A 12660-nucleotide genomic window follows, 5' to 3' on the forward strand; every position below is an offset into this window, starting at 1 on the left:
CTTCCGGCGGCGGCTTCCGGCAAGCAGAGCCTTCATCCTGATATAGGACGCTTTAATTGTGACAGAAGCCGTCATCGCGCTGAAAGACATATCCCTGACCCTGGGCCAAGGGGCTTCGTCGGTGCATGTGCTGAAAGGCGTCAGCCTTGACGTGACGCGCGGCGAGGCGACCGGCATTGTCGGCCCTTCGGGTTCCGGCAAGTCGACCTTGCTGATGGTGCTTGCCGGGCTGGAGCAGGTCGATTCGGGGACGGTGCGGATCGCCGGCGAATTGCTGAACGGCAAAAGCGAGGATGAGATCGCATCGTTTCGGGGCCGAAACATCGGCATCGTCTTCCAGTCGTTCCATCTCATTCCCAACATGACGGCGCTCGAAAATGTCGCGGTGCCGCTGGAACTGGCCGGCCATGCCGATCCGTTCGGTGTCGCGGCGCGCGAGCTGGCAGCGGTGGGCTTGAGCGACCGCGTCACCCACTATCCGGGCGAGCTGTCCGGCGGCGAACAGCAGCGCGTGGCGATCGCCCGCGCGCTGGCGCCGTCGCCGCGCATTCTCATCGCCGACGAGCCGACCGGCAATCTCGACCAGGCGACGGGGCGGCAGGTTGCCGACCTTTTGTTCGCCAAGGCGGCCGAGCGCGGCATGACCTTGGTGCTGGTCACGCACGATCCGGCCCTTGCGGCGCGCTGCTCGCGCCAGGTGTCGATGCGCTCGGGCCGCATCGAGGATGCGCCGGTAGCGCAGGTCAAGGTGCCGGCCTGATGCCACTGTCGCAGACGCTGAAGCTCGCGTTCCGCTTCTCGCTGCGCGAGATGCGCGGCGGGTTGTCGGGTTTCCTGATCTTCCTTGCCTGCATTGCGCTCGGCGTCGCTGCAATCGGCGGGGTCAATTCGGTGGCGCAGGCGATCACCGCAGGCGTTGCAGGCCAGGGCCAGACGCTGCTTGGCGGCGACTTGCGCTTCCAGCTCAACCAGCGCGATGCGACGCCAGCCGAAAGCACCTTCCTCGACCGCCTCGGCACTGTGTCGCACAGCGCCAATATGCGCTCGATGGCGCGGCTGGATGACGGCTCCGACCAGGCGTTGGTTGAGGCCAAGGCCGTCGACGACGCCTATCCGCTCTATGGCGCGCTCGAGACCGCGCCGCAGCTTGGCAGAGAGGATTTGTTCGGCGAGAAATCAGGCGTCTTTGGCGCCGCCGCGCCCGACCTGTTGTTCGACCGGCTGAATGTGGAGATCGGTGACCGGCTGAAGGTCGGCAGCGCGACATTCGAATTGCGGGCCAGGCTGGTGAGCGAACCGGATGCGGTGTCGGACGGTTTCGGCTTCGCGCCGCGGCTGATGGTTTCGATGCAAGGGCTCGCCGCCTCTGGTCTGATCCAGCCAGGCAGCCTGGTCGAGAATGCCTACAAGGTTCGGCTGCCGGCCGGCGCCAGCGAGGCCGATCTCAAGGCCATCCAGGATCGGGCGGCGAGCGATTTCCCCGAAGCCGGCTGGTCGATCCGCACGCGTTCCAATGCCGCGCCGGCGCTGTCAGCCAACATCGAGCGCTTCTCGCAATTCCTGACGCTGGTCGGGCTGACGGCGCTGGTCGTCGGTGGCGTCGGCGTTGCCAATGCGGTGCGCGCCTATCTCGACGGCAAGCGCGGCGTCATCGCCACCTTCAAGAGCCTTGGCGCCTCGGGCGGCTTCGTCTTCACCGTCTATCTCGTGCAGATCCTGATGATCGCCGGCCTCGGCATCGCGCTTGGCCTCATCCTCGGCGCCGCCATGCCGTTTGCTGCCAGCGCTGCGCTCCAGTCGGTCATTCCGGTGCCGGCTAAAGGCGGCTTCTATCCCGGTGCGCTGGCTCTTGCCGCGCTGTTCGGGCTGCTGGTGACGCTTGCCTTCGCGCTGTTGCCGCTCGGCCGCGCCCGCGATGTGCCGGCGACCGCGCTGTTTCGCGAAATGGGTTTTGAGGGCCGCGGCTTTCCACGCCTGCCCTATCTTGCCACGGCGGTCGGCATCGCGCTCGCTTTGGCGGCGCTCGCCATCCTGTTTTCCGGCGACCGGCGCATCGCCTTGATCTTCGTCGGCGCGACGGTCTTTGCGTTTCTGGTGTTGCGCCTGGTCGGTGCGCTGGTGCAGTGGGTGGCGCGCAAAAGCCCGCGTGTGCGCTCGGTCGCGCTCAGGCTCGCCATCGGCAACATCCACCGGCCCGGCGCGCTGACGCCGTCCGTCGTGCTGTCGCTGGGCCTCGGGCTGACGCTTTTGGTGACGCTGGCGCTGATCGACGGCAATATCAGGCAGCAGATCTCCGGCAGTCTGCCGGAACGAGCGCCGAATTTCTTCTTCGTCGACATCCAGAATAGCGAGGTCGATGCCTTCTCGACATTGATCGGCAAAGAGGCGCCGAAGGGAACGTTGGTCAAGGTGCCGATGCTGCGCGGCCGGGTGATGGCGCTGAACGGCGTTAGTGTCGACAAGGCCAATGTGCCATCGGAAGGCGCCTGGGTGCTGCGCGGCGATCGCGGCCTGACCTACGACGCCAAACAGCCGGCCAATGCGACACTGACCGAGGGCAACTGGTGGCCGGAGAACTACAGCGGCGAACCGCTGGTCTCGTTCTCCAACGATGAAGGCAAGGCGCTCGGCCTGAAGCTCGGCGATACCGTCACCGTCAATGTGCTCGGACGCAATGTAGCGGCCAGGATCGCCAATTTCCGAGAGGTGCAATGGGAGACGATGGGCATCAATTTCGTCATGGTGTTCTCGCCCAGCACCTTTGCCGGCGCCCCGCATGGCTGGCTGGCGACGCTGACCGAAAAGGATGCCACGGCAGCAGAGGATGCCCGCCTGCTCAACGCCGTCACCCGCGCCTTCCCGGCGGTGACGACAGTTCGGGTCAAGGACGCGCTCGACGTCGTCAACCGGCTGGTCGGCCAGCTCGGCACGGCGATCCGGGCCGCGGCCGGCGTGGCGCTGATCGCTTCGGTGCTGGTGCTGGCCGGCGCGCTCGCCGCGGGAAACCGCGCCCGCATACACGATGCCGTGGTGCTGAAGACGTTGGGCGCCACGAGGCGCACGCTGATCGCGGCGTTTTCGCTGGAATACATGCTGATCGGCCTGGCCACCGCGGTGTTTGCGTTGGCTGCCGGCGGCATCGCCGCCTGGTACATCGTTGCCCGCATCATGACGTTGCCGTCGCATTTCATGCCGGAGGTGGCAGTGGCGACCTTGGTGTTTGCGCTGGTGATCACGGTCGGCATCGGCCTTGCCGGCACCTGGCGGGTGCTCGGGCACAAGGCGGCGCCGGTGCTGCGCGACCTCTAGGCCCAAAACGGCAAGGTTGGCCGAATCTGCCGTTTCCGATTAAATCTTGGTAATGTGCAGTCATGGAAGCCCAAGAAAACCGGCTTCCTGCGATTCACCAAGCGTTGCAGCCTGTTACGGTCTTGTTCTTGACGTCAAGAACCATCATATTTCGCCACAGGCATGCTGGAGCCCCGCCAGCGGCGCCCAGGTCCGAAAGGGCCTGACACCGTACGGGGCAGAAGCAACAGAGGATTCCAATGGCTGAGCCCATTCGCAACTACCAGACTTCGGCCGTGCCGGGCGCGCGCGCCGACATCGACCAAGGCCTGCGCACTTACATGCTCAAGGTCTACAATTTGATGGGGCTTGGCCTCCTCATCACCGGCGTCGCCGCCTGGGGCGCTTTCCAGCTCGCCGTCACCGGCGACGGACAGCTGACCGCTTTCGGCACGCTGATCTATGCCAGCGCCTTCCGCTGGGTGGTCATCCTGGCTCCGCTCGCCGCCGTCTTCTTCCTGTCGTTCAGGATCCAGTCGATGAGCGTGGCCGCGGCGCAAACCACCTTCTGGGTCTATTCGGGCCTGGTCGGCCTGTCGCTGTCGACCATCTTCCTGGTCTACACCGGCGCCTCGATCACTCAGACCTTCTTTGCCACGGCGGCCGCCTTCGGCGCGCTGTCGCTCTACGGCTACACGACCAAGCGCGACCTTTCGGCGTTCGGCTCGTTCCTGGTCATGGGCGTGGTCGGCCTAGTGATCGCCATGCTGATCAACATCTTCCTGCAATCGTCGGCGCTCGGCTTCGCCATCTCGGCGATCGGCGTGCTGATCTTCGCCGGGCTCACCGCCTATGACACGCAGACCATCAAGGAAATGTACTACGAAGGCGATCAGGCCGACGTTGCCGGCCGCAAGGCGATCATGGGCGCGTTGAGGCTATATCTCGACTTCATCAACCTGTTCATGTTCCTGCTGCAGTTCATGGGCGATCGCCGCTAGGCGGTCTTCCCATCAGGCAACTGGACCAGCTGATATCAAGAGGGCGGCCAACGGCCGCCCTTTTCTTTTGTGCCGGCCTTTGCTGTCATGGAGGCAGATGAATCGTCTGCATAAATCATGAGCACTATTTCCATCCGCACGGCCTTGGAAGGCGACCTCGGCCGAATCACCGAGATCTACGGCGATGCCGTGACGCATGGCACCGCGAGCTATGAGCTGGAGCCGCCCAGCCGCACTGAGATGGGTGGGCGCTTCGACAGCCTGACGGCGGGGGGCTTTCCCTATCTGGTGGCGGAACGAGATGGCGCGCTGCTCGGCTACGCCTATGCCGGCGCGTTCCGGCCGCGCCCGGCCTACCGCTTCATCGTAGAGGATTCCGTCTATGTCGCGCCTGATGCGAAGGGCCAGGGCGTCGGGCTGCTGCTGATGCAGGCGCTGATTGAAGCCTGCCGTATGGCGGGCTTTCGCCAGATCGTCGCGGTGATCGGCGACGGCCATCCAGACAGCGCCTCGGTGCGGCTGCATGAAAAGCTCGGCTTTCGCCATTCCGGTCGCCTGGAAGGCTCCGGCTACAAGCATGGGCGCTGGCTTGACACGGTGTTCATGCAGCTGTCGCTGAATGGCGGCGTAACGGTTCCGCCCGATCCGCATTCGCTGCCGGAGCGGAAGTTTCGTGAGAGCCTGAGGAGGGGGAATTGAGGAGTTGAAGAACTGAAGAATTGAGGATTTGAATAGCTGAGAACAAACCCGGCGGTATTTCGACCGTTACATCCTCTTTCTTCAATTCTTCAGTTCTTCAATTCCCCAATTCTCAATTAGGCCTGGACAATCTTCAGCTTAGCATCGAAGACGTTGAGCACGCGACCGAGTTCCTGGCCGCGCTTGAGGATTCGGCCGCCGGCGGCGATGACGGCGAAGGCGCCTTGCCGGCGTGCCAGTTTCGGATCCTTGACGATCTGGAACAGCGGCACTTCGCTGGCCCGGCGGAAGACTGAAAACACAGCCCGATCAGACAGATGATCGATGGCATAGTCGCGCCATTCGTTGGCGGCGACCATGCGTCCGTACAGCCTCAGGATCTCGTCGAGTTCACGCCGGTCGAAACGGACCGGCTGGTCGAGGCGTTCGCGTCGCGCCTCGTGCAGCGGGATCAATATTGCGGATGCGTCCCCATCCTCCGTCCCACCGCTGCGATCGGTCATCCCGCGATCCCTTTGAAAATGAATATCGCTTGCAGAAGTTGGCGTGTTCGCCGGGGAATTGCAAGGCCCGGCTAACCATCCCGGGACTGCGCTGTTTTCGCAACGTCCAGTCACTTTTATAAAACGCGGTGTTTGAATTGGTGATGCCTCGCCACATTTCCGCCATTTTTTATCCGCGCTCATGCCCCAATGTCCGACGAATTTACCGGCGTTGCCTGAGACGGTTCGGTCCGGCACCGGCTCGTAAACCCCAAGCCCCCCGCCCACGGGTCTGCGTCGGATCGAACCAACCTCGGACTTTCCTCAGGGAGAGACCGGGTGCGACGATCCCAAAACCTAAATGACCGACGTCAGAAGCAAGCTGACGTCGGTTTTTTTGTTTTTGGCTGCTTGAAGAATTTGCTGGAGCTGCGGTGCCCAGTTTGCGGGCGCATCCCCTCACCCGGATTGCCAGCCGAATTGCAACAGCAATTCGGGCCAATCCGACCTCCCCCGAGCGGAGAGGAGTTCGCGCCAGCGCTGATTCAGCCTCTTCTCCCCTCGGGGAGAAGGTGGCCGAGAGCGGCCGGATGAGGGGGCCTCTTAAGGCTTGTGAATAAACGCCGCGCCCAGAATAGGCCCCGGCAGGCCGTCCTTGCCGACCGATTGCAGCAGCACGGCGCAGCCGCCTTTCTTGGCGATCTCGGTCATCGGCAACTCGTAGCGCTGCGCCTTGCCGTGCCACATGCCGGCGGTCTGGATGCCGGTGACGGCGTTCCAGTAGGTCATGCTGCGGCCGGTGTTCTCGCCCTTGGCGATGGTCACCGTCTGCGGTGGTTCGAAATAGACGATGACGACATGGGCGTCGCTGGGGCCGCTACCGGCGTCGCCGGCATCGATCATGACGCGATCGCTGGTGCGGCTGACCTTGACGCTGACCCGCATGCCTTCACCGGATTTCTCCATGCGGGCAAGCGCGCCGTCGACCTCCTTGCGGCTGGCGCCGTTGACATGGCTGCGACCATTGATGACGGCTTGCGGCGTGTAGACGGAGCGGGTGCCGAAGGCGCGCATATAGTCATATTGCCGGTCAGTATTGTCCTTGCTGCTCAGCGTGTCCTGCCAGCCGAGATAGTCCCAGTAATTGACGTGGTAGGCGAGCGCGACGACGTTGTCCTTGGCCGCCAGCTCGGCAAAGAACGCGTCCGCCGGCGGGCAGGAATTGCAGCCCTGGCTGGTGAACAGCTCGACCACGCCCAAGGGCCTGTCAATCTGCGGTTTGTCGGTCTGGGTCGTTCCCGATTCCTCGGCGAACCCGGTCCCGGCAAGCGCCGAGAAGGCCAGCGCAAAAGCCGCAAGCCGCAGAGGGTGTCGAGGTGCCATGATCGTTCCGATTCCCGCCGGTGACGCCGGCCTTGTTCTGGTTGCCCAGATTTGTGGCAGAAGCGACAGTCAACGGGAAGTCACGTTGCGGTGAAATTTTTGCTGCCGCAACCATGGGTATGGCCATCACAGGGGGAGCACTTCACCGCCCGGTTCGATCGGGAGCATGGCATCAGGAGCGTGGGGCAGATCTTGCTGAGCCCAGCCGGTTTTTACTCCTGTCGTACAGGGCGGGGCTTCGATCGGGTCGGGCAATGCTTTGGAAAGACTGGGAGTAGGGAGTAGGGAGTAGGGAGTAGGGAGTAGGGAGTAGGGAGTAGGGAGTAGGGAGTAGGGAGTAGGGAGTAGGGAGTAGGGAGTAGGGGATGTCGTTCCCCGCTACCGCCCAATCCCTACTGCCTAAGCCCTGGCCGCTACGCGGCCAGATCGCGCAGCACGTATTGCAAAATGCCGCCATTCTTGAAGTAGTCGAGTTCGTCCAGCGTATCGATGCGGCAGATGATCGGCACGTTCTTCACGGTGCCGTCGCCATAGGTCACCTTGGCGATCATCGTCTGGCGTGGCTTGATGGTGCTTATGCCGTCGATCTCGACCAGCTCGTCACCCTTGAGGTTGAGCGAGGCCCATGAGGTGCCTTCCTCGAAGACGAAGGGGATGACGCCCATGCCGACCAGGTTGGAGCGATGGATGCGCTCGAAGGACTGGGCGATGACGGCACGGACACCGAGGAGATTCGTTCCTTTAGCTGCCCAGTCGCGGGAGGAGCCGTTGCCGTATTCGACGCCGGCGAAGATGACCAGCGGCACGCCTTCCTTTTTGTACCTCATCGCCGCGTCGTAGATCGATTCCTCTTCCTTCGACGGGTAGTGGATGGTGTAGCCGCCCTCGCGGCCGTTCTCGCCCAGCATATGGTTGCGGATGCGGATGTTGGCGAAGGTGCCGCGCATCATCACCTCATGGTTGCCGCGCCTTGTGCCGTACTGGTTGAAGTCGGCAACGCCGACGCCATGGTCGGTGAGGTATTTGCCGGCCGGGGAAGCGGCCTTGATCGAACCCGCCGGTGAGATGTGATCGGTGGTGATCTTGTCGCCGAACAGGCCGAGCACGCGCGCGCCCTTGATGTCGCCGATCTTGCCGAAACCGGAGGTCATGCCGGCGAAATAGGGCGGGTTCTGCACATAGGTCGAGTTGTCGTCCCAGGCATAGGTCTGGCCTTCCGGCGCCTTGACGTTCTGCCAGTATTCGTCGCCCTTGAAGACGTCGGCATATTTGCGGGCGAACAGCTCACGTGTGACGTTCTTCTCGATGAACTCCTGGATCTCGGCCGAACTCGGCCAGATATCCCTGAGATAGACCGGCTTGCCGTCACGGCCTTCGCCGAGTGGCTCGGTGGTCAGGTCCTTGGTGACGGTGCCGGCCAAAGCATGGGCTACCACCAGCGGCGGCGACGCCAGATAGTTCGCCTGCACGTCAGGCGAAACGCGGCCTTCGAAATTGCGGTTGCCGGAGAGCACCGCGGCGGCGATCAGGCCCTTATCGTTGATGGTCTTGGAGATCGGCGCTGGCAACGGGCCCGAATTGCCGATGCAGGTGGTGCAGCCGAAACCAACCAGGTTGAAGCCGATCTGGTCGAGCTCCTTCTGCAGGCCGGACTTTTCCAGATATTCGGCGACCACCTGGCTGCCCGGCGCCAGCGAGGTCTTCACCCACGGCTTCTGCTTGAGGCCGAGCCGGTTGGCGTTGCGCGCCAAGAGGCCGGCGCCGATCAGCACGCTCGGGTTGGAGGTGTTGGTGCAGGACGTGATGGCGGCAATGACGACATCGCCATGACCGAGATCATGGTCGGTGCCTTCGACGGCATAGCGCTTGTGGATTTCGGCAGCCTTCTTGTACTCGGTTTCCATCGCCTTTGCGAAGCCGGCCGGAATGCCTTCGAGCGGAACGCGGCCTTCGGGGCGCTTGGGACCTGCCATCGACGGCACGACGCTGTCGAGCTCGAGTTCGAGCAGGTCAGTGAAGACAGGGTCGGCCGAGCCGGCGTCACGCCACATGCCTTGCGCCTTGGAATAGGCCTCGACCAGGGCGATGCGGCTTTCCTCGCGGCCCGACATTGTGAGGTAGCGGATGGTCTCGCCGTCGACCGGGAAGAAGCCGCAGGTGGCGCCATATTCGGGCGCCATGTTGCCGATCGTGGCGCGGTCGGCCAGCGTCATGTTGGACAGGCCCGGGCCGAAGAACTCGACGAACTTGCCGACGACGCCCTTCTTGCGCAGCATCTGGGTGACGGTCAGCACCAGGTCAGTGGCGGTGATGCCTTCCCTGAGTTTGCCGGTAAGGCGGAAGCCGATGACTTCGGGCAACAGCATGGAAACCGGCTGGCCGAGCATCGCCGCCTCGGCCTCGATACCGCCGACGCCCCAGCCGAGCACGCCAAGGCCATTGATCATGGTGGTGTGCGAATCGGTGCCGACGCAGGTGTCGGGATAGGCGGTCGTTTCGCCGTCTTCCGTGTTGGTCCAGACGACCTGACCGAGATATTCGAGGTTGACCTGATGGCAGATGCCGGTGCCGGGCGGCACGACGCGAAAATTGCGGAACGCCTGCTGGCCCCATTTCAGGAATTTATAGCGCTCTTCGTTGCGCTCATATTCGAGCTCGACATTCCTGGCAAAGGCCAGTGGCGTGCCGAATTCGTCGACGATGACGGAGTGGTCGATGACGAGGTCGACCGGCACCAGCGGATTGATCTTCTGCGGATCCCCGCCGAGCGCCTTGAGGCCGTCGCGCATGGCGGCAAGGTCGACCACCGCCGGGACGCCGGTGAAATCCTGCATCAGGACACGCGCCGGGCGATAGGCGATCTCGACGCCGGCGGTGCCCTTGTCCGTCAGCCAGCCGGCCACAGCCTGGATAGAGTCCTTGGTGACGGAGCGGCCGTCTTCATTGCGCAAAAGGTTTTCCAGCAGCACCTTCATCGAATAAGGCAGATGGGCAATGCCGGTGAGGCCGTTCCTCTCGGCCTCGACCAGATTGTAATAGACATAGTCCGCGCCACCCACGGTGAGGGTGCGGCGGCAATTGAAACTGTCGAGGGATTTTGACACGTGCGGTCCGTCCTTGTCTGTTCAGCCTGAAAGGGAACGGACGCCGATGGGCATGCAATCACGCGCAAAGGTGCGGGTACGGCCATTTCCGCTGTCCGTTCCCAGCCAACCCGAGCCGTTCAAGGCGGCGCGTGCGCTGGTTCGGCGCAAATTCTGTTCCCGTGCCGACCGCTGGCACGGATGTCCCGCATATAGAGAATTTTCTGGAATAGTTCTAGACAGTTGCGGAGCAAATTTGTGCGATGCGGCAGCTATCGCGCGGTAAAGTTTTCGGGACGGGCAGGCATGCGGCTGATTGCCGAAAATCTGGGCGGCGAACGCGGCGGCGAGACGGTCTTTTCCGGCATCGGTTTTGCGCTCGACAAGGGCCAGGTGCTGGTCGTCACCGGGCCGAACGGTTCGGGCAAATCGACGCTGCTCAGGGTCATCGCCGGGCTGCTGCCGAAGGCGCAAGGCGACGTGCGCATCGAGGGCGGCGGCGAGACGTTTCCGACGATCGCTTCGGCGGTCCACTATCTCGGCCACCTCAATGCAATGAAGACGGCGCTCAGCGTGGCGGAGAATCTGCGCTTCTGGCGCGATTTCAACGGCGATGGGCAGTCGGGTGTCGAAGAGGCGCTGGAGACGGTTGGTCTCGGCGGCATCGGCCATCTGCCTTTCGGCTATCTGTCGACCGGGCAAAGGCGGCGCGCGGCAATTGCGAAATTGCTGGTCAGTCATAAGCCGCTGTGGCTGCTGGATGAGCCGACGGCCGGGCTGGACAAGGCTTCGGAGGCGCGGTTTGCGGGGCTGATGACGAGGCATTGCGCAGAAGGTGGAATCATTGTCGCGGCGACGCATTTGCCGCTCGGATTGGATGGGGCGAAGGAATTGAGGATGGGAGCAACAGGGTGATGTCGGCATTCCCGCCCACCCCCCTCTGCCCTGCCGGGCATCTCCCCCGCAGGGGGGGAGATCAGATGTCATGCCGGCTTTCGCCAATCACCGGCATTGAAAAAGAGGCGTCAGCAGTGGAGCTGCCAATCTCCCCCCTTGCGGGGGAGATGTCCGGGAGGACAGAGGGGGGTGTGAAGGAACGCCACCTTCGGCAAGATGGCGATCAAACCGCAGGCGCGGCTTGGCAATGCTAGCCCTCTTCCTGCGCGACATCCGCCTCTCCGTCCGCGCCGGCGGCGGAGCGCTCACCGGCGTCATCTTCTTCCTCGCCGTCATCGCCACCATCCCCTTCGGTGTCGGACCGGACCTGAAGCTGCTCGCCCGCATCGGTCCGGCGATCCTTTGGATCGGCGCTCTGCTCGCCTGCCTGCTCGGCCTCGACCGGCTGTTTCAGGCCGATCGCGAAGACGGGTCGCTCGATCTTCTGGTGCTGGGCAATGACCGCCACATGCTGGCGTTGACGGTGCTGGTGAAGTGCCTGGCGCATTGGGCGGGCAGCGTTCTGCCGCTGGTGGTTGCGGCACCTCTGCTGAGCCTGTTCATGAACATGGAGCCGCTCAGCATCGGCGCCACCGCGCTCACGCTGCTGGTCGGCACGCCGGCGATCACTTTCATCGGCGCGGTCGGCGCGGCGGTGGCGGTGGCGCTGCCGCGTGGCGGGCTGCTGATCTCGGTGCTGGTGCTGCCGCTGACGATCCCGGTGCTGATCTTCGGGGTGTCGGCGAGCTACGGCGCGGTGGCCGATCCTGATCCGTTCCTGCAGCCCTTCCTCATTCTTGCCGCGCTGACGCTGTTTCTTGCCGTGCTGGGTCCGGTGGCGGCAGCACTGGCGCTGCGGCATGGAACGGATTGATATGACCGCTGCGGCGCGACGATCAATTGCGAAGCCCCAGCCGCAAAGCTAAGAAAGCCGCAAAGCTATGGGAAGGCCATGATCGAGCACGACGAAGTGACGGTGGAAGGGGAGCGAAGCGCATGAGTGCACACGCACTCTATGTCGCGGCCGCCTATGGCATCACGGTGATCGTGCTGGCCGGGCTGATCGGCTGGATCCTGCTCGACCAGCGGACCCGCAAGCGCGAACTGGCAGACCTCGAAGCGGCCGGCGTGCGGCGTCGCTCGGACAAAGCCGGTACTGGGGCCAGCACTGGGGCCAGCAAGCCATGAGCACGGAAAGCGAAACGCCGGCGTCGCCGCGCCGCCGCCTGATCGTGCTGTTGCCGCTGCTGGTTTTTCTCGGCCTCGCCGGATTGTTCCTGTCGCAGCTTTTGTCGGGACGCGATGAGGCGGCAGTGCCGTCGGCGCTGATCGGCCTGCCGGCGCCGCAGACCAACCTGCCGGCGCTGGAAGGGTCAAACCTGCCCGGGCTGGATTCGAAAGCCTTCGCCGGCAAGGTAACGCTGGTCAACGTCTTTGCATCGTGGTGCGCGCCGTGCCGGGAAGAGCATCCGGTGCTCTTGCAGCTGTCGCAGGACAAGCGCTTCGTCATGGCCGCGCTAAACTACAAGGACCAAGCGCAAAACGCGCGCCGGTTCCTTGGTGATCTCGGCAATCCGTTCCAGGCGATAGGTGTCGACGAGGCCGGCCGCACGGCCATCGACTGGGGCGTCTACGGCGTGCCGGAAACCTTCGTCATCGGCAAGGACGGCAAGATTGCCTACAAGCATGTCGGGCCGCTGACAGGGGAGTCGGCGAGGGATGTTCTGTTGCCGCAGATTGAAAAGGCGCTCGCGGCACCGGGCTGACGTTGGCGCCATGCCCCCTCAT

Annotated in this window: 11 protein-coding genes; 8 read left to right on the forward strand and 3 right to left on the reverse strand. The window is 63.7% G+C overall.

The annotated features are described in order from the left end of the window. The first annotated feature begins 58 nt into the window (after window positions 1-58). From X771_RS154435 to X771_RS154420, 4 genes are all read left to right on the forward strand, one after another. Window positions 59-760 (forward strand): ABC transporter ATP-binding protein, encoded by a 702-nt coding sequence (locus tag X771_RS154435; RefSeq protein ID WP_023687673.1) that lies wholly within the window; start codon window positions 59-61, stop codon window positions 758-760. Beyond that, window positions 760-3309, forward strand: a complete 2550-nt coding sequence (locus tag X771_RS154430; protein ID WP_023687674.1) for an ABC transporter permease — start codon at window positions 760-762, stop codon at window positions 3307-3309. Before X771_RS154435 ends, X771_RS154430 begins: the two co-directional genes overlap by 1 nt. A 239-nt stretch (window positions 3310-3548) precedes the next feature. Further along, on the forward strand, window positions 3549-4289 hold the full coding sequence (locus X771_RS154425; protein WP_023671726.1) for a Bax inhibitor-1/YccA family protein: 741 nt from the start codon (window positions 3549-3551) through the stop codon (window positions 4287-4289). 117 nt (window positions 4290-4406) lie between these two features. Continuing rightward, entirely contained in the window at window positions 4407-4988 is a 582-nt protein-coding gene (locus X771_RS154420; RefSeq protein WP_023687675.1) for a GNAT family N-acetyltransferase, read from the forward strand. Between the two features lie 116 nt (window positions 4989-5104). Here the strand turns inward: X771_RS154420 and X771_RS154415 are convergent, their stop codons facing one another. The 3 genes from X771_RS154415 to acnA form a co-directional block, all read right to left on the reverse strand. Further along, the gene (locus X771_RS154415; protein WP_023683844.1) at window positions 5105-5491 is read right to left on the reverse strand and encodes a DUF2794 domain-containing protein; all 387 of its coding nucleotides are present in this window, start codon (window positions 5489-5491) and stop codon (window positions 5105-5107) included. Between the two features lie 582 nt (window positions 5492-6073). Next, a complete protein-coding gene (locus X771_RS154410) occupies window positions 6074-6853 on the reverse strand; it encodes a thioredoxin family protein (RefSeq protein WP_023683845.1) in 780 nt (259 codons plus the stop codon). Window positions 6854-7266: 413 nt separating this feature from the next. Next, window positions 7267-9957 (reverse strand): aconitate hydratase AcnA, encoded by a 2691-nt coding sequence (gene acnA / locus X771_RS154405; protein WP_023687676.1) that lies wholly within the window; start codon window positions 9955-9957, stop codon window positions 7267-7269. A 285-nt stretch (window positions 9958-10242) separates the two neighbouring features. On the opposite strand from acnA, the gene ccmA reads away from it, so the two are divergent. From ccmA to X771_RS154385, 4 genes are all read left to right on the forward strand, one after another. Further along, window positions 10243-10851 carry a heme ABC exporter ATP-binding protein CcmA gene (gene ccmA / locus X771_RS154400; protein ID WP_023687677.1) on the forward strand — a complete coding sequence of 203 codons (609 nt, stop codon included), beginning with the start codon at window positions 10243-10245 and terminating at the stop codon, window positions 10849-10851. 229 nt (window positions 10852-11080) lie between these two features. Then, window positions 11081-11746, forward strand: a complete 666-nt coding sequence (ccmB, locus tag X771_RS154395; protein ID WP_023687678.1) for a heme exporter protein CcmB — start codon at window positions 11081-11083, stop codon at window positions 11744-11746. A 122-nt stretch (window positions 11747-11868) separates the two neighbouring features. After that, window positions 11869-12060, forward strand: coding sequence for a heme exporter protein CcmD (gene ccmD / locus X771_RS154390; protein ID WP_023671735.1), 192 nt, complete (start codon window positions 11869-11871; stop codon window positions 12058-12060). Further along, window positions 12057-12638, forward strand: a complete 582-nt coding sequence (locus X771_RS154385; protein WP_023687679.1) for a DsbE family thiol:disulfide interchange protein — start codon at window positions 12057-12059, stop codon at window positions 12636-12638. The genes ccmD and X771_RS154385 overlap by 4 nt, the downstream gene beginning before the upstream one ends. Window positions 12639-12660: the final 22 nt, after the last annotated feature.

The sequence above is a fragment of the Mesorhizobium sp. LSJC269B00 genome (genome assembly GCF_000502815.1).
Lineage (GTDB): Bacteria > Pseudomonadota > Alphaproteobacteria > Rhizobiales > Rhizobiaceae > Mesorhizobium.